The organism is Pedobacter ginsengisoli (assembly GCF_030244015.1).
Classification (GTDB): domain Bacteria; phylum Bacteroidota; class Bacteroidia; order Sphingobacteriales; family Sphingobacteriaceae; genus Pedobacter; species Pedobacter ginsengisoli.
The window spans coordinates 567328-585997 of the sequence record NZ_JASSYX010000002.1 but is presented as its reverse complement, the minus strand read 5'-3'; the positions used below and the strand labels follow the sequence as shown (position 1 = coordinate 585997).

Below are 18670 nucleotides of genomic sequence, written 5' to 3'. Positions count from 1 at the left end.
ATCTTAATGAATTATTTAAACATATACATAAATCTTACTTTCCTCTCCGGCCTGTTTTTCCGGCATTGGGTTGGGTAAATTTTCCAACAATACAACTTCAGTCCCCCCTTCTTTTCTAATCAGTTTAAGTCCTGTTTTAACCGTTTCAAAAAATGGGATTTTCGCCGTACTGGCAAACAGCAGGGTGCTCGTTCCCGCTACATTATTAAGAGAATCAGGTATTGGCTGTGCGGGCGGGTTTCCGGAAAAATTATATTTACTGTATACCGGGTTCCCATCCGGCGTACCGTCATTGCTTTTGTCTTTTAAAAGAATGTCAAAATCATCGAGATCAATTCCGCTTTGATTGACAACAAAATACTTCCATGTGGTGGACTTACGTTTAAAATCGATACTGAACTTCGTTTCCGTAATAGCTGAATTGCTCGCAGGTATACTAAGGTCAAGAACTCCGAAAATTGACATTGCTGCCAGTTCAGTACTTTTGAAAAAGGTAAATGTTACGATATCTGCACCGGTATCAGCGGCATTTTTCACAGAGATGGTATACAGTCCATCCGGCAAATGCCGCATCTCCAATAACTTTGAGAAAGTCTTATCCGATTTCCTGTCGATGTGATAAGGCCCGGGAAGAGGAGCACCGCTGACATCAAACTCAACAGTATGGTTATCGACAGCTTCACTATTGACCCTCAGTGTCACGGCAGTATGGACATCTGCTACTGAAAACCTCAAACTACACACATCCGGTATAATGTCGTCAAGAATTTTATACTTCAATACTTCATTCAAAGCATCATTGTAGAAATACATCTTTTTTTGATTTGAAAACGCTTTGGCAGGTGCCATTTGGTCCAGAACCGTAACCGCGCTAAATTTCGCTGCATTTCTAAGTCCAATACCATAATGCAAAATAATGTCACCGATACCTATGACCGGCTTATTGGTCGCATCGGCCTGGCAGATCACACTAAATCCGGTATCATATACCTTACTCAGCCATCGCTGATTCTTAAAGGTATTTTTTACAGCTGCTACCGGATTAAAATATAGGTCTGCACTCAGATTATCCTGGTAATAATCGTGCTTAACTCTTAAAGAAATCAGTTTGCTGTAGGCTGTCATGATCTGTGTTTGGTTAGCAGTTCAACATTGGTTACTATTCCATCCGGTACCAGCTGTACATTTTGCTGAATGGTGATCATGCGTATTTTATACAGCACAGAGGGCAGATAACTATGACCGACTATGCTCCAGAAATGGTTCATCTGTTCAAAATTGAAACTGAACAGTTCGACGCTCAGACGTTCGATAGACGGATCTATCAACGCCAGCAACGGGGAATTTGACTGGGTAAATACACTCTTGCCCTGAAAAAAAGTAATGATCTGCGAGAGCTGTTTCAATCCCTCCAAATAGTCTTCAGTGGGATCTTCTGTATCTTCCGCTTCAAAATTCGCGGAAATCAGGATAAAAAGGTTCAAGTAAATATCCGGGTTCCTGGTTTCAATTTCACCCAGCGCATTCTTAACCGTAACCCGTTGGTCTTTAGCCACACGGTCTTCCTCAATATTCATCAGGGTGAGGCCGATCGTTTTTCCCGGAATGGCCAGCTTTCCACTGGAAACAATACTGGTCACGGCAACAAGGCTGTCATTAGCTGTACCCGCAGCATTGTTGAGGTACCTGTTAATCTCCTGAGAAATAAAACTTAAAGCATTGTGGATCATAGAGTTAAATTACAATACATAATCTCCCTCAATGAAAACGCTTCGCTAAATCAACAGCACGGTTAATGGCAATTAATTAGCGTAAAAAAAAATTCAATAAGGATGATTAGCACTAAAGTATAGCTTTAGATCTTCGCTAATTTCTCTACTAAGTGAAGTGGGCATATGGGTTAGCAAACAGCGGGTTATCAGGTTTCATAAACAAACCCGATAACCCGCTGCGCGTAATGAGACAAAAAGAACAGTTCAGGCCTATTTATATACTTTGATCATGAACACATAATCATCGAACTTTTGAATGATCTTACTCTTACTTAAGTTCTGCATGGAGTTCCTTTTATTGAAAACCTGCTTTTTACCTAAAGAATCACTTGGAATGGTATTTAACGTCTCCTGGATATATTTCGCTTTCACGGCAAACGTTGCACCGTCAACCTGCGATTGCCTGGCACTGATCACTCCTATAATATTGCCATGCTGGTCAAGAAGCGGACCGCCACTATTACCCGGGTTGACCGGAATCGACACCTGGTATTGCGTAGAATCACCATTGTAACCTGTTTTCGAACTTACATAACCCTGATTAAACACAGCGTCATCCTTAGGAAATCCCAAAGTATAAACCTCATCCCCCATAGCTACACCATTTTGCTTTAACCTGTAAGGCAGATTTGAAAGCGGCGTGAAATTGTCATCAGCTATCTTAAGAATAGCCAGGTCATACTGAGAATCAGTTCTGATCACCCTTGCTTTATAGGAATTGCCATTATTATCCACAACGGTTATGGATTCCGCATCCTTAATTACATGCAGGTTAGTCAGCACATAGCCATTTGCAGTCAGCGCAAAACCTGTCCCCCCATAATTTGCAGGACGTTCATTTTTCGGTTCGCTTGCAGTAGAATTGATCTTTCTGATCAGGCTGCTCTGGGAATTTTTAATCTTACCAAGCTCACTTCTCATCAGTTCCACACTCCCGATCTGCTGTGTATTCTGCTGTATAGAATAAAGCATCGCCATCGTAAGCAGGATAAAAGATGCTGCCACACCTAAAGCCGCTTTGTTTTTACGCCAGATGTTCACTACAAATGAAGGATGTGGCCCAAGCTTCCTGCTCAGTGCATCGACATCGATCTGCGCATGCGCATGATCCATTTTATGCTTAAGTTCCGATATCGCAGCATAGTCCTGCAAAGATTCCAGAAAAACCTTGTGTGTAACCACCCGGTGATCAACTGAAGGATCATTTAAACGTAACTCTTCAAAAGCTTTGGCTTCTCCCTCAGTCAGCTTGCCGTTCAGGTAATCTTCAATGATACCTTCTAACTCTATCTCGTTCCTCATTTCAACTAGGTTTGAAAAAATATTTTTTTAAGTCTCTGCAGACATTTATACTTCTGTGTCTTGGCATTATCTGTATTGGTATAACCAAATTTTTCACAGATGTCCTGCATAGACAGGTTATTGATATAAAAGTCCTGAATAATAGTTTTACAGGGTTCACCAAGGTGAAGGAGCGCAGCCTGCATTTTCTCAAACTGCAAGTCTTTCTCTTCGTGCTGTTCCACATCATCTTCAGTAGCGATGACATCTTCAAAGTCGGCGATATTACTGGTCTTCCTGCTTTGCTGGGCTAGCTTTTTTAGCCAGATGCGCCGGCATACCGAATATATATATGTCTTTAGTTTACTGCTCAACTCAAAATTTCCGCCTTTTATTTTATTGTAAAGAACAATGATCCCTTCCTGATACACATCTTTTGCATCATCTTCGTCGCCATTGTTATTCAGGATAAACTGCAATACCATCGGAAAATATCCGGTATACAGTTTATTTAGCGCATCTTCCGAGTTGTTTAAGATCCCTAAAACTACCTCTCTATCTGTTGGAACTGAACTGCTTAACTTATTACTCACCAATTAATACATTTATGTGTGAATGGTAACCCAATGTTAAATAAAAAAATAATCTTTTTTGATTTTTTCATTCATACATCGTTTACTGCTCATCTTAGTGAACTATGCAGCTCCTGATGCTCATTGCTTAATACATTACAACCTCTAAGGGTAACCCAAATTGTATTTTTTTAAATTTTTCCTGATTATTTAAGCAGAAACAATACATTTGCGCTGTGAAACAGGAACAAATAAAAAATATTTTATTTTTTTTCGGTTACCTGGGTTACCTTTTAAACTTTAAGGTATTAACCACTAAAATTAATTAATTATTTAAAACAGAATTAGAATGAAAAACGCATTTAAATTTGGCTTTTTAGCTTTAGCAATCTCTTTATCAGTAGCAGCTTGTAACTCAGAAAAAACTGGCGAATCTACAGATACTACCTTAACTGATTCTTCAGCAGTTGTTACTGATGTTGATACTACAGTTACTGATTCAACTGTAAAAGATACAGCTGTTACTACTACTACTACAACTACTGATACAGTAAAACACTAGTACTAAGCTAAGTCAAAAACTTATAAAAAGGCGTACGATCAACATCGTACGCCTTTTTTGTTGGACTAATAATGCTACCTTTGCGCTTGAAAAAACAGTATAGTCCATGAATTTATCTCCTCTTCAAGCCATTTCTCCGGTTGACGGCCGTTATAGAAATACCACACAAAACCTTTCTAAATATTTTTCTGAATATGCACTCATCAAATACAGGGTACATGTAGAAATAGAATACTTTATTGCACTTTGTGAGGCGGAAATATCCGGTCTGCAGGATTTTGATAAATCTAACTATACCAGGCTCCGGGCTATACATGAGCAGTTCAATGACCAGCATGCCCAGGAAATCAAAGACACCGAGAAAATTACCAATCACGATGTAAAGGCTGTAGAATACTTCATCAAGAAAAGGTTTGATGACCTTGGCCTGCAGGACTACAAAGAGTTCATCCATTTCGGGCTGACCTCTCAGGACATCAACAATACCGCAATCCCGTTTACAGTAAAGCTGGCGCTGAATGAGGTATACTATCCTCAGATTGCTGAGCTGATTACTAAAATAAGAGAACTTGCCGCAGAATGGAAAAACATCCCGTTGCTGGCGCATACACACGGACAACCGGCATCTCCTACTAAGCTGGGCAAAGAATTTATGGTTTTTGCCGAACGCCTCGAAATACAACTGAATAATTTAAAGAGCATTCCGAACAGTGCCAAGTTTGGCGGAGCGACAGGCAATTTCAACGCACATCATATCGCTTACCCTCAAACTGACTGGGTAGTATTTTCGAATAATTTTGTAAACGGGGTCCTGGGCTTGAGCCGTGCCCAATACACTACCCAGATCGAACATTATGATCAGTTTGCTGCACAGTGCGATGCCTTAAAAAGAATCAACAATATCCTGATCGATATGGACAGGGACATCTGGGCTTATATCTCTAAAAACTACTTCAAGCAAAAGATTAAAGAAGGTGAAGTGGGCTCATCGGCCATGCCGCATAAAGTAAACCCCATTGATTTTGAAAACGCAGAAGGAAATGCAGGGATAGCCAACGCTTTATTTGAATTCTTTGCAGCCAAACTTCCGATTTCCAGACTCCAAAGAGACCTTACGGACTCTACGGTTCTCAGGAACATTGGCGTGCCGATGGCACATACTTCCATAGCTATAGCATCAACTTTAAAAGGCCTGAACAAATTATTACTGAACGAAGACGCTATAAACGCCGACCTGGAAAACAACTGGGCGGTAGTAGCGGAGGCCATACAGACTGTTTTGAGAAGGGAAGCATATCCCAATCCATATGAGGCCCTGAAAGACCTCACCCGTACCAATGAGAAAATCACAGCATTGACCATGGCCAATTTCATAGACGGACTGGATGTAAATGAACAGGTAAAGGCAGAACTTAAAAAGATCACTCCTTTTACATATACAGGCGTATTTTAACTGTTTCGTATCCGCATCACATAAGCAGATTATAATCATTCTAAAATATAATGACCTAAAACAGACACCGTGGTCTGAATTTACATCAATGAATTAATTATTTTTGTAGAAAAAAATAAGACAATGACTATCAACGTATATACAGAACAAACACCGAACCCTGCTACAATGAAGTTCATGGTCAATAAATTATTGATCAATGGCAGTGAGGATTTCGCAACTAAGGAAAGTGCAGAGCATTCTCCTTTTGCCAAAGAACTGTTCAAGTTCAACTTTGTAAACGGTGTCTTTTTTGCCAGTAATTTCGTAACCATCACCAAGACCGAAGGTACGGACTGGGCAGATGTGGAACCCATCCTGAAAGAATTTGTCAAAGGTGCCGTTGAGTCAGAATATAAGATCAAGGAAGATACTTCCGAAGAGGCTCCTGCTTTTGAGGGCACAGATACTGAGATCAAGATCCAGCAGATCCTGCACGATTATGTTCGTCCTGCGGTAGAACAGGATGGCGGAGCAATCAGCTATAAATCATTTGATGAGAATGATGGCGTAGTTACCGTAGAGCTCAGAGGCTCTTGCAGCGGCTGTCCTTCTTCGATAATCACTCTTAAATCAGGTATACAGAACTTATTGCAAAGAATGGTACCTGAAGTGAAGGAAGTGGTGTCTGAAGCACTGTAAGAGGCAACCCGCCTTTTAAAATGACAATTCAAAGTATCAGCAAATTTCAACAAATAAAAACCTTTGTACTTTTCGGACCCAAAATCTTTTGAAGGAAAGATTTTACATGTCCTCAAAGTACAAAGGTTTTTTTATGCGCCTAATTTTACGGTCGTCTCCTGAATTTATTTCAGGATCCCGGAATAGAAAGACCAGTTGATACCAGCGACTCACTACTGATTAAAATGCCGGTCAATCGTCTCCAGCAACTCCCCGTCGATCTTCGCATTAGTAGCCAGGATTTCCCTCGTATTGATAAACTCAGCGCCACCATTGAAATTAAGTATATTTCCTCCAGCCTGTTGTACCAGGTAGGCACCCGCTGCCACATCCCAGGCATTGAGGTTATACTCAAAGAAAGCATCGAACCTGCCGCATGCCACATATGCCAGGTCAACAGCAGCTGAACCGATCCGCCTCAGACCGTGACATTTCTGCATCATCTCAGAAAAGAGCTGCATATATTTCGCCTGTTTGTCAAACTGATAATAAGGAAATCCGGTGGCCAGGAGGCAACCGGACAAGGCTGTTCTCCCTGAAACCCTGATCTCTTTATTGTTCAGATAAGCCGCCCCGCCTTTATAGGTATAAAACATTTCGCCCCTGTTGATTTCATAGACCACTCCTATTACGGGCAGTTCCCCTTCATATAAGGCAATGCTGATGGCGTAAGCTGGAATCCCGTGGATGAAATTTGTAGTACCGTCAAGGGGATCTATGATCCAGTTGTAGACTTCGCCTTTGCTATTGATGGTTTTTTCTTCCGTTGTAAACCCGGCCTCCGGAATCAGTTTCTTCAGGTTCCTCACCAGTTGCTTCTCCGCATTTTTGTCCACATAAGAGACCAGATCGTTCAACCCCTTGAACTCGATGGCACTCGCATCAAAATTCATAGATTCTTTCCTGATAAAATTGCCCGTCAGACGCGTAATGGCGATAACTTTATTGCACAGCAGTTCGTAATCCAAATCCGTAAATGAGTTTAATAATTAGCCAATTTTTCTTTATTCCTTTGAGAATAGCCCACAAGAAGCAAGCCAGCCAGGAAAAGCAGACTGGCTATCAGTTCCGCCTGGGTAAAGGGGATACCGGCCACGTGATATTTGGTATTCACACGGATCAATTCAATGCAAAAACGTTCAATACCATTTAACATGAGATAAATCCCGAACATGGTACCAGGAGACTTAATGCGGTGACGCATCTTCCATAAAAACAGGAACAAAATAAAACAGATAATCACCTCGTATATTGGTGTTGGATACACGGGGTCTGGCAACACATTGCAGAACTTGCCTGTACAACCGGGAATAGGCACGCCCTCACCCGCAACATTATTCGGGTAGGTATAAGCCCACAACCAGTCCGGAAGCCAGCTAAAAGGTTTAGGATTCAAATTGACGATCCCCCAATCACCGTCACCAGACATATGGCAGCCAATCCTGCCTACACTGTAGGCCAGCATCATACCCGGCCCGCCGATATCGAGCATATGTAAAGGCTTAATTCCGTTTTTGCGGGCGATGTACAATACCGCAGCACCACCGCAGATCAGCCCGCCATAAAAAGTGAGTCCGCTAAAAGAAAGCAGACCACCGATAGGATCCTGCACAAAAGTATCCCAATGCTCCAGGTTATCAAAGATCTTGGCACCCAAAAACCCCCATACGGCAGCCCACACGATCAGGTTGCCCATCAGCTCATTGGGCTGCTGTATAACCTCAACAGTTTTAGGTTTATCCAGTTTATGGGCATTCTTTTCCTTATAGTCCCAATAGGCAAACAGGCCGGCAAAGAACAGTCCGCCCAATAGATTTCCCTGTGTAGAAAGTAAAACCGTCTGGGCGTCGTTTACAAACAATTTATAATTTAGCAGAGCGTGTACGAGCTTATATCCGATCAAAAAGCCAAATAAGCCATTCAGGACCAACTCCGTGCTGGTAGCAGGTTTACCCACTGTAACCAGCTTCCTGACCGGATGAAGTATTCCCAGGGCTTGTTTTCGTTTAAACTCCTGAGAAAAAGCCCAGTATCCCGCAATAAAGGCAAGCGCAACGAATACCCCGAAAGTATTAAAGGGAAGTGGGATTTGTACGCCGAAAAGATATTCTAAAAAATGAGATACAGTAGGAAACATACGGATAAAAATTTATGCGAATATAGGATTAATGCGCTAAAACTTCTTCTGTTTCTGCAACTTCTACCTCACCGCCGGCACTGAACTCCACGAGTTTTACCATTTTGATCTCGTTGACCATCACAGGATCATATTTGGCCCTTACCTTCACATAATTCCTGGTAAAACCGTGCATAAAACCATTTTTCTGATCATCCTCAAACAGCACCTCCGCAACAGCACCGATCTGCGATTCATAAAAGGCCCTTCTTTTTTTATCAGATAAGATGTGCAGCATCTTACTGCGGTCTGCACGGGTACTTCCTGCTACACGGCCTTTCATTTCCGCAGCAGCGGTTTGCTCACGTTCCGAATACGTAAACACATGCAGATAAGAGATATCCAGTTCATTGAGAAACTGGTAAGTATCCAGGAAATCCTCCTGTTTTTCACCCGGGAAACCCACTATAACATCAACCCCGATGCAGCAATTTGGCATTACAGCTTTAATTTTGGCAACTCTTTCTGTATACAGTTCACGTTGATAGCGCCTGCGCATCAATCCGAGTATCTTATTAGAGCCGGACTGCAACGGGATATGAAAATGGGGAACAAATCTCTTTGATGTGGCTACAAACTCAATAATCTCGTTGCTCAGCAGATTCGGTTCAATCGACGAAATCCTGATTCTTTCTATGCCCTCCACTTCATCCAGCGCCTTTACCAGGTCAAAGAACTTGTCCTCACGCTCGCCATTCCTGATTCCGAAATCACCAAGATTGACACCAGTAAGCACAATCTCCTTCACACCACTCTCCGCGATCTGCCGCGCCCTGCCGATCACATTCTCTATGGTATCGCTCCTGCTGCCGCCACGGGCTAGCGGAATGGTGCAATAAGTACAGGGATAATCACAACCGTCCTGAACTTTCAGAAAAGTACGGGTCCGGTCGCCTATTGAATACGCGGCTATGAAATTATGGTTTACCTTTTCAATATTTTGCTGATGCACCACAGCTTTTGGCTGTTTGGTCAGGTCAGTGATGTATTCGACAATGCGGAACTTTTCCGCCGCACCAAGAACCATATCCACCCCTTCGATCTCCGCGATCTCAGTAGGTTTCAACTGCGCATAACAACCTACAATCGTTACATAGGCATGAGGTGCATACTTCAGCGCTTCCTTTACTACCTTACGGCACTTCTTATCCGCATGTTCTGTTACCGAACAGGTATTGATCACATATACATCAGCACCGGCTGTAAAATCCACTACCCCATATCCGGCATCGGTAAACAACCTGCCTATCGTAGAGGTTTCAGAGAAATTTAACTTACAGCCTAGTGTATAAAATGCTACCGTCTTCATTGAGGCTGCAAAGATAAGAAAAAACTATTCATTCCAGCGATAGCTGTCCTGCTCAAATCCGGCAAGGTCTATCGCCCTGCTTACCACCGTTTGTGCTGCATCGGCTATACTTTTTGGCAAGGAATAAAAGGAAGGACTGGCCGGGCAAATGATGCCGCCTGCCTCCGTAACAGCTTTCATATTATTGATGTGGATCAGGCTGAAAGGTGTATCACGTACTACAGCGATCAGTTTTCTACGTTCCTTAAGCATTACATCAGCCGCTCTTGAAATCAGGTCATTGGAGATGCCATGTGCGATCCTGCCCAGTGTTCCCATAGAACAGGGAATGATAATCATTGTGTCAAATCTCGCGGAGCCTGAAGCAAAGGGAGCATTAAAATCCATTTTATGATAAAATGTAAACGGATAATTATCGTAAGCCTCATTACCAAGCTCAAAGCGCCACACCTCTTTGGCATTGTCAGACATGACAACACCCACTTTATCCACCTGATCTGAAAGTACCAATAAATTGTCCAGCAATAGCTTCGCATATATTGATCCGCTGGCTCCGGTAATGGCAACAATGACTTTCTTCTTCTTCATATAAACGCAGCAAAGATACAGAACCAGGTCCACAAAAAAGGGCCGAATATTAATATTCGACCCTACATCTACCTATGAAAAACATACCCTTTTGAAAGGGTAAGCTCAAATGTAAATATCTTTTTCAATAAATGAAAGTTTAAACATACTTTTTTATCGGGTCAATTATAAAATTATTCCCATCGAAACCTTTGCCCGCAACTATTGTTCTAATAGCAGTAATAACCATTCTTATGAAAGCATTAGAAAGCAAAAATTTCACAATAAACGTCGGCATTGAAGGCAGGAAAGAAGCACCTGTAGAAGTTAATTATAAAGAAACCACCGACGGGGCACCCTATTATGAACTTAATATTGCGGGCCAGAAGATCCAGCTCCGCAAAGATGAAAAGTGGGAACTGATCTGGGGCGACTTAAAGCCGGAAACAGTAGCGCAGCTCGGGGCAGCGATTGAGAAAGAAATATAAGCTATACCCTTGCAGAACGCTGATACCTGCCTGAAAACACCTGATCCGGATTTTTTATGCAATCCTCAATTTGTGCTACCATGTCAGTCAGCTCAAAAGGCTTGGCGATAAAAGCATTGCAACCGTAACTGCCCAGCGACAACATGACCTGCGGATATGCAGAGCAAATGACCACAGGAATGTGCCTGGTCTCCGGATCTTTCTTCAGCTGCGCGCAAAGTTCACCGCCATTTATGCCTGGCAATATATAATCCAGCAATACCAGGTCCGGCTTAAAATCATCTACCAGCTTAAATATGTCATCAGCCTGCCGATAACAATGAGTTTCATAACCTTCATTTTTGAATATCTCCTGCAACAATTCCAGCACGCTTTCATCATTCTCAATTATAAGGATACCCTTCGGTTTAAGTTCTTTCATTGCGGTAAGTCGGCCATGCTTCTTGGTAATGGCCTATGATAACAAACGAAAGCAACCCTGGTTTTATTTTTTTTTAAAGATTCAGTAATATTGGCGACAATTGATCAATCCATTAAATAAATATGTAATTATAAAAGATTTTTATAATTTTAACACCACACACAATAAACCAAATGTATGAAACCGCAACTGCTCAAAGTTTCAAACCATCCCATCAATTCCTTTAATGTAAGAAGGGACAATCTTCCTTATATCAACAACCGCTGGCATTACCATTCAGAGGTCGAGCTCATTTATTTCAAAAAAGGCAATGGCACCCAGTTCATCGGCGACAGCATCAAAAGGTTTCGCTCCGGTGACGTGATCCTTGTCGGGGCCCATTTACCACATTACTGGAAATTTGACGAGGTCTATTTCAGCGACGAGCAAAAAAACCATGCCGATGTCGTAGTGGTGCATTTTGGCGAGCACTTCTGGGGCAGCACATTTCTCAACCTGCCGGAAAACAAATCGCTAAAACTGATCCTCGAAAAAGCACAGCGGGGTGTTGTGGTACAGGATAAAAGCAAAAAACACATTGGTGAACTGATCGAATCCATACTGGATGCAGAAGGCACCAAAAGAATCATCCTGCTGATGGAAGCTTTATTGGCCATCGAGGTCAATGCACAGACCAATCTCTTATCTTCCATGGGCTTCCGTCACAACTTCGAAGAAACGGAAAATGACCGGATCAATGCCATTTACAATTATTCCCTTGCCAATTTTAAGCGCAAGATACAAATGGAAGAAATGGCTTCAGTTGCCAATATCAGTCCAAATTCGTTCTGCCGTTACTTTAAATCGAGGACCCGCAAGACCTATACCCAGTTCATCAGCGAAATCAGGGTAGGCCATGCCTGCAAGCTATTGATTGAAGACAGCATGAATGTCAAACAGATCTGCTATGAAAGCGGCTTTCACAATTTCGCCAGCTTTCACAAGCATTTCAAAATGATCACAGGGAAAAGCCCCCTGACCTATCAGAAATCCTATCTGCAAAAATAAGGATTACCTGCCCATCCAGCCCCCATCCACAGTCATCACTGTACCGTGCATATAAGCTGATGCCGCAGACGCCAGAAAGACTACTGGTCCTTTAAAGTCCGCAGGCTCACCCCAGCGGCCTGCCGGGATCCTTTCCATGATAGCGCGGCTCCGGCCTTCATCAGCCCTCAGCGCAGCCGTATTATCCGTCGAAATGTATCCGGGGGCGATGGCGTTTACATTCACCCCTTTTGAAGCCCATTCATTGGCAAAGGCCTTGGTCAGCTGACCAATGGCACCCTTGCTCGCTGCATAGCCAGGCACAGTAATCCCACCCTGAAATGTAAGCAGCGATGCCGTAAAGATGATCTTTCCGCTGCCGCGGGAAACCATATCCCGTCCAATCTCCCTGGTCAGGATAAAAGGAGCAGATTGATTGACCGCGATCACCTCATCCCAGAACTCATCCGGATGCTCGGCAATCGGTTTTCTTAAAATCGTTCCTGCGTTATTGACCAGGATGTCGATCATTGGGTGATCTTGTTTAACCTGCTCACAAAAACCTCTCAGAGAATCTCTGCTGCTAAAATCACACTGATACGCATAAAATTTTCTACCCAGGCCCTCAACCGACCGGGACACTTCACTGCCATTCAGTTCCAAACTGGCAGACACCCCGATGATGTCCGCTCCGGCTTCAGCCAGCGCCTCGGCCATCGCTTTACCAATACCTCTTTTGCAGCCCGTCACCAGCGCTGTTTTTCCTTTTAACTCAAACAGATTCAATACTGACATCCTTAAATTTTTATAAATAATCTACTTTACCGTTATTGAGATGTTATTTAACAGCATATCTGTCAATGAATGCAAATCGAGATACCTAGCCCAATTGTCAATTCTGGTTCCTGATTTGCTCCATACCGCCCCGGTATAATAAACCACAGGCTGCCTGCTTTTAGCTTTTACCACTGTCAGCAAGTGTGAATCAGACACCAGCATCCCCTCTGGCTTTGCTGAAAGCAATATTGTTCCAAGATTCATTACACCATCTTTGCCATGTTCAGGCTCACTATAACTCATAATGCCCCGTTTTTCATTCAGGTTGATCACACCAGGTTCTTTTCTCTTGACGATACCGATTACTACGGGCAACGAAGCAGTATCATTTCCATAATCAAAGGTCGTTTCTACCCTGTTGAACTGCGACCCGGCATCCAGGGATATTTTCTTGATCATACTGACTGTTTTTCCAGCCACATCCCAGCCATCATATTCGAGCTGAAAAGTAAAGCGAAGCGGCCCTTTGTCTAAAACCTTCCACCTTCTGTAGTTTTTGGGAAAAACAATAGCGTTGTTCACGTAAGGAGCGATATCACCGGCTCCAAGGGTAAAACCCACATGGTAATAATCCAGGCCATCGCCATGATCCACATGATAATCACCGGATTTATACCATTTGTCAATCACCAGCTGATCAGTTCGCTTTGCCCAAACATCCATACCAAAAGCATTATCACTGCTGCCTTCCAATGCCTTACCATACATCCTAAAGGCAATCTTATCATTTTCCCAGGCAAAATCGTCCTTACGCTCCGGAACGTACCGGCCATAAGTTTTCAACGGAAACGCTGCAGGTTTACCCTGCACGATCATGATATCCGCACCAGGTCCTTCAAAAGTTAATTTCACCAAAAGGTTCTTAGGCTCATTTGTTCCCAGGTACAGCAGCTGATAGGGAATTTCCGTACCACTCTTTTGCTCAAGAACACGGAAATTGCCGGGCACCAACTTAGGATGTTTAGATAGAATATCAGACCAGCTGATGGCTACAATTCGCTGTTCGGTTATCTCTATCTGGTAACTTGCATGTATAAATGCAGTATCCCGTTTTGCCTGGGCCTTAACCATCAAGCCTGATCCGCAGATCAGCAAAACACCCATCATCTTTTTCATAGCCATATTATTTCAGTTCATTAATCGCACAATGGTCCATGTCTCCATAATCCAGGTTCTCCCCGGCCATACCCCATATAAAAGTATAATTACTGGTACCCGCACCCGAATGTATGGACCAGTCCGGCGAGATCACCGCCTGTTCATTCTGGATCCAGATGTGCCTGGTCTCCAGCGGTTCACCCATAAAATGACATACACTCTGTCCCTGCGGCACTTCAAAATAAAAGTAAACTTCCATTCTCCGGTCGTGCGTATGCGCCGGCATGGTATTCCAGACACTGCCGCTTTTCAGTTCGGTCATGCCCATTTGCAGCTGGCAGGTAGGCAATACACTGTTCACCAACAACTTGTTGATCACCCTGTGGTTGGCCGTTTCCGGAGTACCAAGCTCCACTACCTCAGCTTCAGCTTTAGACACTTTCCTCGTCGGATAAGCATGGTGCGCTGGAGCCGAATTGATATAAAACTTCGCAGGATTTGCCGGATCTGAAGAAGAGAAAGCCACTTCTTTAGTACCCCTGCCAATATACAATGCCTCTTTAAAATCCAGCTCGTAGCCCTGGCCATCAGCAGTTACCGTTCCTTTGCCCCCAACATTAATGATACCGAGTTCCCTTCTTTCTAAAAAATAAGAGGCTTTCAGGTAGTCAGGATTCGACAAATGAACAGTCTCTCTGACAGGCATCGCACCACCGGCGATATAGCGGTCAAAGTGTGTGAGTGTGAGGTAAATATGATCAGCCTCAAACAGCTCGCTGATCAAAAAATTCTTTCTGAGATCTGCGGTGACCATGTGTTTCACCTCAGTCGGACTATGCGCATAACGGCTTTCAAAATGTGTTTTCATCGTAGTATTTTATTGATCTTTTCATTCGGTCTAATTCAACGCCCCGGCATGTTACAAATACCAGTTCTTATAACGGAGCAGCGCTTCCAGGAAATAATAATCGGCGTAAGTAAGCGGCACATCTACCTCCGACTTATGGGGCAGCGAACCTACACTGTGCAGCAATAAAAAGCCGCCATTTTCTCCCAGCTTTGCACGATACGCATCCGAGGACAGCACCCTGATCACCTTTTCCGCAACATCCAGATATCGCCTGCGCTCTTTTTTATCCGCGTACTGCGCCAGCTCCAGTAAAGCCGAAGCCATAATTGCCCCCGCAGAAGCATCCCTGTAAGTATCAGGAATCCCGGGAGCGTCATAATCCCAGTAAGGGATCAGATCAGCAGGCATATTCTTGTCATTGAGCATAAAAGCAGCAATCTTTTTTGCCTGTTCCAGGTATTGCTTGTCCTTTGTCATGCGGTACATCACTGTAAAACCATACAGTCCCCAGGCCTGTCCCCTTGCCCAGGCAGAAGAATCAGCAGCACCCTGAGCCGTTTTCTTCTGCAATACATCCCCCGTCTTCATGTCATAATCCAGCACATGATAAGAACTAAAATCAGACCTGAAATGGTTCTTTATCGTCGAATTCGCATGGTTTACCGCGATTTCCTTGTACTTTTTATCCCCGCCCTGATCTGTCACCCAGCCCAGCAACTCCAGGTTCATCATGTTGTCAATGATCACCGGACCCGCCCAGGCCTTGCTGGAATTCCATGACTGGATCACTTTTGCACCCGGGTGGTACCTGGTCGACAAAGACGCCGCAGACTCATCAATAATGGCCTTGTAAGCCGGATCTTTAAATAACCGGTAAGCATTACCAAAACTGCAGTACATCATAAAACCCAGGTCATGAGTCCCCTTATTCAGTTTCTCTTTTTCCAGTATGGCCAGTCTCGCCTTAGCTTCCTTCAAAGCATCCGCATCTTTGGTATACTCATAGATATACAACAATGACCCCGGGAAAAATCCACTGCACCACCAACCCGTATTGCTGTTTTCTGATTTTCCCGTCTGCGGGTAAAATGTCTTAGGCATTTGATCTGTCGGTACATTTCCGGCAAGCACTTTATACTGCTGGCCTGCAAATTTGAACTGCTCATCGATCAGCTTTGCCATTGGCAGATCCTTAGTTTGAGCATCGGCCACTCCCTGATGCAACAAAAGCAATGAAAAAATAAATAATAGTCTTCGCATATTGATATTTGGTTAATGTGTATCGGTTTAAGTAGACATCCTCCTGATCAGTTCTATTGGGATGATGACGGGAGCATCATTAAGCTCATCTATGTTTTTTCCGTTCTTTAACAGTTCCATCAGCACATCAACTATCTTCCTGCCCACCTGATGTGGAAACTGCTCAATAGTGGTGATCGCCGGTGAAATGATAGCAGTCCGCGGATCATTTGAATAACCAATGATCTTCAGGTCTTTAGGTACGTCAATACCTGTTTCACGTGCATATTCCAGTGCAGCAATAGCGCTCGCATCATTATCAGTACAGAGTCCGTCAGGAACCTCCTTTCCCTCAAAAAGCTTTCTCATCGCATCACGTGCATTGTCCATAGTCAATTCCTGGTGAAAGATCCAGTTTTCATTGACAGGCAATCCATGCTGCTCCATAGCGCTGTAAAATCCGGCAGACCTGTCCTGGTAAAGATTGCAGCTCAGCGGTCCTGAAATGTGCGCAATACGTCTGCAGTCGGTCTCTATCAGATGCGATGCCGCAAGATACCCACCTCTTTTATCGTCTCCCCTGATGACCATTGCACCGGGAAGGTCCAGAGGCACACGGTCATAAAAAAGCACAGGAATATCGCACTCCGTAAACTTATGAAAGTGACTAAAATCGACAGTAAACAACGTACAGGCCACAATAAGTGCGTCCGCCCTTGATGAAAAAAGAATTTCTGTCAGTTCCTTCTCCATGCTGATGTCGTCATTGGACTGGCAGATCATCAGGTTATAGCCATGCTTGTGCAGGTTGTTCTGAATTGTCGTAATCACTTCTGCGTGAAAAAACATAGAAATACGCGGTACAATAAGCCCTATTGTATAAGTTTTATTGCTGCGCAGTCCGGAAGCCATCTGATTGCGCCTGTAACCAAGTTTTTCAGCCATTTTAAGCACATCGTTCCTCGTGTTCTCTTTGACATGGATCTGACCGTTTAGCGCCCTTGAAACAGTAGCCGCAGACAAATTTAATGCGCCTGCAATATCAAGAATCGTATTTTCCTGAGCTCTTTTTTTTCTGGTCATTTTACTTATTGTTCTGGCCAATTCAGTCTGCGGGCTGGCAACCCTTCACAAAACACAAATTGAACCGCAAGCTAATCATAATTTTTAATTTTATGAAAACGTTTTCAGTATTTGAATGTCACTTATTTATAGTAGATTATCCTTTCTTTAATTCCCGTATGGTTTCAGATCAGCTCAGCAACAGATATGGTACGGTTGAGGGCTAGTCCTCACATAAAACACACCTGGCTCACACTTTCTTCACAAAAAGGTACCCTTTTGTGGCTTTGGTGTGAACGAGGTGTGAAGAAAGTGTGAATAGCTTTACCCGCATTCCCTGTCAGTCCCGTATGTTCAAATCATTTACTTTTTAGCCAAAAACGTAGAATTTCAATATACTTTAAAAACTATTTTTACCCTCTTCACACCAAAAATACCATGACTGTAGGCCTGTTTATACCTTGTTATATTGACCAGTTTTATCCCAATGCAGCTATTGCAACATTAACCCTGCTTAAAAAACTCGGCGTAAATGTTGTTTATCCTCCAAAGCAGACTTGTTGCGGCCAGCCAATGGCCAATTCGGGCTTTGAACACCTTACCCAGGGCTGCAACGACCTGTTTACCGATAATTTTGCTGAGTTCGATTACATTGTCTCCCCTTCGGGAAGCTGCGTACTGCACATCAAAGACCATCTGCATGCACAGGGCAAGAAAGAGGAGGCAATCCAGATCCGCAAAAAAATCTACGAGCTTACCGAATTTTTAACAGACGTATTGAAAGTAGAAAAGCTGACAGCCAGTTTTCCCCACAAAGTAGGCCTGCACCAAAGCTGCCACGGGCAGCGGGGGCTGATGCTGGCACAGATGACCGAGCTGGTAGACAGACCTTACTCCAAACCGATGCAGCTGCTCAATATGGTTGAAGGCCTGGAACTGGTAAAACTCAACCGTCCGGATGAATGCTGTGGTTTTGGAGGAACCTTCTGCGTGGCCGAAGAAGCAGTTTCTGTGAAAATGGGTAAAGACAGAGTGGCCGACCACCTGCTGAACGGAGCAGAATACATCACTGCCGCAGACATGTCCTGCCTGATGCACATGGAAGGCATACTGCGCCGGCAAAAAAGCAAGGTCAAGGTGATCCATATTGCAGAGATCCTGAATGCAGAAGCACCGGTTGCAGCGACAGGAACAACAGCAGCGAATTCAAACAAACCATTAAACGCATAATATAGAA

20 protein-coding genes are annotated in these 18670 nt (G+C 43.5%); 6 read left to right on the top strand and 14 right to left on the bottom strand.

From position 1 onward, the window contains the following. Positions 1-15: 15 nt before the first annotated feature. The 4 genes from QEP08_RS09635 to QEP08_RS09620 all read right to left on the bottom strand — a co-directional run bounded on the left by QEP08_RS09635 (position 16) and on the right by QEP08_RS09620 (position 3646). Positions 16-1125: a hypothetical protein gene (locus QEP08_RS09635; protein WP_285057511.1), complete on the bottom strand. Its 1110-nt coding sequence runs from the start codon at positions 1123-1125 to the stop codon at positions 16-18. Beyond that, positions 1122-1730 carry a Pvc16 family protein gene (locus QEP08_RS09630; protein WP_285057510.1) on the bottom strand — a complete coding sequence of 203 codons (609 nt, stop codon included), beginning with the start codon at positions 1728-1730 and terminating at the stop codon, positions 1122-1124. Before QEP08_RS09630 ends, QEP08_RS09635 begins: the two co-directional genes overlap by 4 nt. A gap of 252 nt (positions 1731-1982) precedes the next feature. After that, positions 1983-3074, bottom strand: a complete 1092-nt coding sequence (locus QEP08_RS09625; protein WP_285057509.1) for a S1C family serine protease — start codon at positions 3072-3074, stop codon at positions 1983-1985. Between the two features lie 5 nt (positions 3075-3079). Continuing rightward, the gene (locus tag QEP08_RS09620) at positions 3080-3646 is read right to left on the bottom strand and encodes an RNA polymerase sigma factor (protein WP_285057508.1); all 567 of its coding nucleotides are present in this window, start codon (positions 3644-3646) and stop codon (positions 3080-3082) included. A gap of 328 nt (positions 3647-3974) precedes the next feature. Here QEP08_RS09620 and QEP08_RS09615 point away from each other — a divergent pair, with 328 nt between their 5' ends. The 3 genes from QEP08_RS09615 to QEP08_RS09605 all read left to right on the top strand — a co-directional run bounded on the left by QEP08_RS09615 (position 3975) and on the right by QEP08_RS09605 (position 6321). Next, the gene (locus tag QEP08_RS09615) at positions 3975-4187 is read left to right on the top strand and encodes a hypothetical protein (RefSeq protein WP_285057507.1); all 213 of its coding nucleotides are present in this window, start codon (positions 3975-3977) and stop codon (positions 4185-4187) included. Positions 4188-4293: 106 nt separating this feature from the next. Continuing rightward, a complete protein-coding gene (purB, locus tag QEP08_RS09610) occupies positions 4294-5640 on the top strand; it encodes an adenylosuccinate lyase (protein ID WP_285057506.1) in 1347 nt (448 codons plus the stop codon). Between the two features lie 123 nt (positions 5641-5763). Then, positions 5764-6321, top strand: coding sequence for a NifU family protein (locus QEP08_RS09605; protein WP_285057505.1), 558 nt, complete (start codon positions 5764-5766; stop codon positions 6319-6321). Between the two features lie 212 nt (positions 6322-6533). On the opposite strand, the gene QEP08_RS09600 is transcribed toward QEP08_RS09605, so the two are convergent. Genes QEP08_RS09600 through QEP08_RS09585 form a run of 4 tightly spaced genes read right to left on the bottom strand, consistent with a single transcriptional unit; the run spans position 6534 to position 10433 of the window. Next, positions 6534-7328 (bottom strand): inositol monophosphatase family protein, encoded by a 795-nt coding sequence (locus QEP08_RS09600; protein ID WP_285057504.1) that lies wholly within the window; start codon positions 7326-7328, stop codon positions 6534-6536. 14 nt (positions 7329-7342) lie between these two features. Beyond that, positions 7343-8497: a prolipoprotein diacylglyceryl transferase gene (locus QEP08_RS09595; RefSeq protein ID WP_285057503.1), complete on the bottom strand. Its 1155-nt coding sequence runs from the start codon at positions 8495-8497 to the stop codon at positions 7343-7345. 28 nt (positions 8498-8525) lie between these two features. Further along, positions 8526-9845 (bottom strand): tRNA (N(6)-L-threonylcarbamoyladenosine(37)-C(2))-methylthiotransferase MtaB, encoded by a 1320-nt coding sequence (mtaB, locus tag QEP08_RS09590; protein ID WP_285057502.1) that lies wholly within the window; start codon positions 9843-9845, stop codon positions 8526-8528. Positions 9846-9869: 24 nt separating this feature from the next. Beyond that, complete coding sequence (locus QEP08_RS09585) at positions 9870-10433, bottom strand: UbiX family flavin prenyltransferase (protein ID WP_285057501.1); 564 nt, start codon at positions 10431-10433, stop codon at positions 9870-9872. Positions 10434-10666: 233 nt separating this feature from the next. Here QEP08_RS09585 and QEP08_RS09580 point away from each other — a divergent pair, with 233 nt between their 5' ends. Continuing rightward, positions 10667-10900, top strand: a complete 234-nt coding sequence (locus QEP08_RS09580; RefSeq protein WP_285057500.1) for a hypothetical protein — start codon at positions 10667-10669, stop codon at positions 10898-10900. Position 10901: 1 nt separating this feature from the next. Here QEP08_RS09580 and QEP08_RS09575 read toward each other — a convergent pair whose 3' ends face one another. Continuing rightward, positions 10902-11321 (bottom strand): response regulator, encoded by a 420-nt coding sequence (locus QEP08_RS09575; protein ID WP_285057499.1) that lies wholly within the window; start codon positions 11319-11321, stop codon positions 10902-10904. A gap of 177 nt (positions 11322-11498) precedes the next feature. On the opposite strand from QEP08_RS09575, the gene QEP08_RS09570 reads away from it, so the two are divergent. After that, positions 11499-12368 carry an AraC family transcriptional regulator gene (locus tag QEP08_RS09570; protein ID WP_285057498.1) on the top strand — a complete coding sequence of 290 codons (870 nt, stop codon included), beginning with the start codon at positions 11499-11501 and terminating at the stop codon, positions 12366-12368. Positions 12369-12371: 3 nt separating this feature from the next. Here QEP08_RS09570 and QEP08_RS09565 read toward each other — a convergent pair whose 3' ends face one another. The 5 genes from QEP08_RS09565 to QEP08_RS09545 are packed head-to-tail and all read right to left on the bottom strand — an operon-like array spanning position 12372 to position 17454. Beyond that, on the bottom strand, positions 12372-13142 hold the full coding sequence (locus QEP08_RS09565) for an SDR family NAD(P)-dependent oxidoreductase (protein ID WP_285057497.1): 771 nt from the start codon (positions 13140-13142) through the stop codon (positions 12372-12374). Between the two features lie 21 nt (positions 13143-13163). After that, positions 13164-14300 carry a BT3233 family polysaccharide utilization protein gene (locus QEP08_RS09560; RefSeq protein ID WP_285057496.1) on the bottom strand — a complete coding sequence of 379 codons (1137 nt, stop codon included), beginning with the start codon at positions 14298-14300 and terminating at the stop codon, positions 13164-13166. 7 nt (positions 14301-14307) lie between these two features. After that, on the bottom strand, positions 14308-15150 hold the full coding sequence (kduI, locus tag QEP08_RS09555; protein ID WP_285057495.1) for a 5-dehydro-4-deoxy-D-glucuronate isomerase: 843 nt from the start codon (positions 15148-15150) through the stop codon (positions 14308-14310). Between the two features lie 51 nt (positions 15151-15201). Continuing rightward, a complete protein-coding gene (locus tag QEP08_RS09550) occupies positions 15202-16392 on the bottom strand; it encodes a glycoside hydrolase family 88 protein (RefSeq protein ID WP_285057494.1) in 1191 nt (396 codons plus the stop codon). Positions 16393-16419: 27 nt separating this feature from the next. Continuing rightward, positions 16420-17454, bottom strand: coding sequence for a LacI family DNA-binding transcriptional regulator (locus QEP08_RS09545; RefSeq protein WP_285057493.1), 1035 nt, complete (start codon positions 17452-17454; stop codon positions 16420-16422). Between the two features lie 417 nt (positions 17455-17871). On the opposite strand from QEP08_RS09545, the gene QEP08_RS09540 reads away from it, so the two are divergent. Next, positions 17872-18663: a (Fe-S)-binding protein gene (locus QEP08_RS09540; RefSeq protein WP_285057492.1), complete on the top strand. Its 792-nt coding sequence runs from the start codon at positions 17872-17874 to the stop codon at positions 18661-18663. The last annotated feature ends 7 nt before the right edge of the window (positions 18664-18670 follow it).

Excerpts from the sequence above, each read along its gene's own strand:
- QEP08_RS09575 (WP_285057499.1), bottom strand. The coding sequence starts at position 11,321 with ATGAAAGAACTTAAACCGAAGGGTATCCTTATAATTGAGAATGATGAA.
- QEP08_RS09580 (WP_285057500.1), top strand. The coding sequence starts at position 10,667 with ATGAAAGCATTAGAAAGCAAAAATTTCACAATAAACGTCGGCATTGAA.
- QEP08_RS09605 (WP_285057505.1), top strand. The coding sequence starts at position 5,764 with ATGACTATCAACGTATATACAGAACAAACACCGAACCCTGCTACAATG.
- QEP08_RS09635 (WP_285057511.1), bottom strand. The coding sequence starts at position 1,125 with ATGACAGCCTACAGCAAACTGATTTCTTTAAGAGTTAAGCACGATTAT.
- QEP08_RS09545 (WP_285057493.1), bottom strand. The coding sequence starts at position 17,454 with ATGACCAGAAAAAAAAGAGCTCAGGAAAATACGATTCTTGATATTGCA.
- QEP08_RS09540 (WP_285057492.1), top strand. The coding sequence starts at position 17,872 with ATGACTGTAGGCCTGTTTATACCTTGTTATATTGACCAGTTTTATCCC.
- kduI (WP_285057495.1), bottom strand. The coding sequence starts at position 15,150 with ATGAAAACACATTTTGAAAGCCGTTATGCGCATAGTCCGACTGAGGTG.
- QEP08_RS09625 (WP_285057509.1), bottom strand. The coding sequence starts at position 3,074 with ATGAGGAACGAGATAGAGTTAGAAGGTATCATTGAAGATTACCTGAAC.
- QEP08_RS09560 (WP_285057496.1), bottom strand. The coding sequence starts at position 14,300 with ATGAAAAAGATGATGGGTGTTTTGCTGATCTGCGGATCAGGCTTGATG.
- purB (WP_285057506.1), top strand. The coding sequence starts at position 4,294 with ATGAATTTATCTCCTCTTCAAGCCATTTCTCCGGTTGACGGCCGTTAT.
- QEP08_RS09570 (WP_285057498.1), top strand. The coding sequence starts at position 11,499 with ATGAAACCGCAACTGCTCAAAGTTTCAAACCATCCCATCAATTCCTTT.
- mtaB (WP_285057502.1), bottom strand. The coding sequence starts at position 9,845 with ATGAAGACGGTAGCATTTTATACACTAGGCTGTAAGTTAAATTTCTCT.
- QEP08_RS09630 (WP_285057510.1), bottom strand. The coding sequence starts at position 1,730 with ATGATCCACAATGCTTTAAGTTTTATTTCTCAGGAGATTAACAGGTAC.
- QEP08_RS09595 (WP_285057503.1), bottom strand. The coding sequence starts at position 8,497 with ATGTTTCCTACTGTATCTCATTTTTTAGAATATCTTTTCGGCGTACAA.
- QEP08_RS09565 (WP_285057497.1), bottom strand. The coding sequence starts at position 13,142 with ATGTCAGTATTGAATCTGTTTGAGTTAAAAGGAAAAACAGCGCTGGTG.
- QEP08_RS09585 (WP_285057501.1), bottom strand. The coding sequence starts at position 10,433 with ATGAAGAAGAAGAAAGTCATTGTTGCCATTACCGGAGCCAGCGGATCA.
- QEP08_RS09615 (WP_285057507.1), top strand. The coding sequence starts at position 3,975 with ATGAAAAACGCATTTAAATTTGGCTTTTTAGCTTTAGCAATCTCTTTA.
- QEP08_RS09550 (WP_285057494.1), bottom strand. The coding sequence starts at position 16,392 with ATGCGAAGACTATTATTTATTTTTTCATTGCTTTTGTTGCATCAGGGA.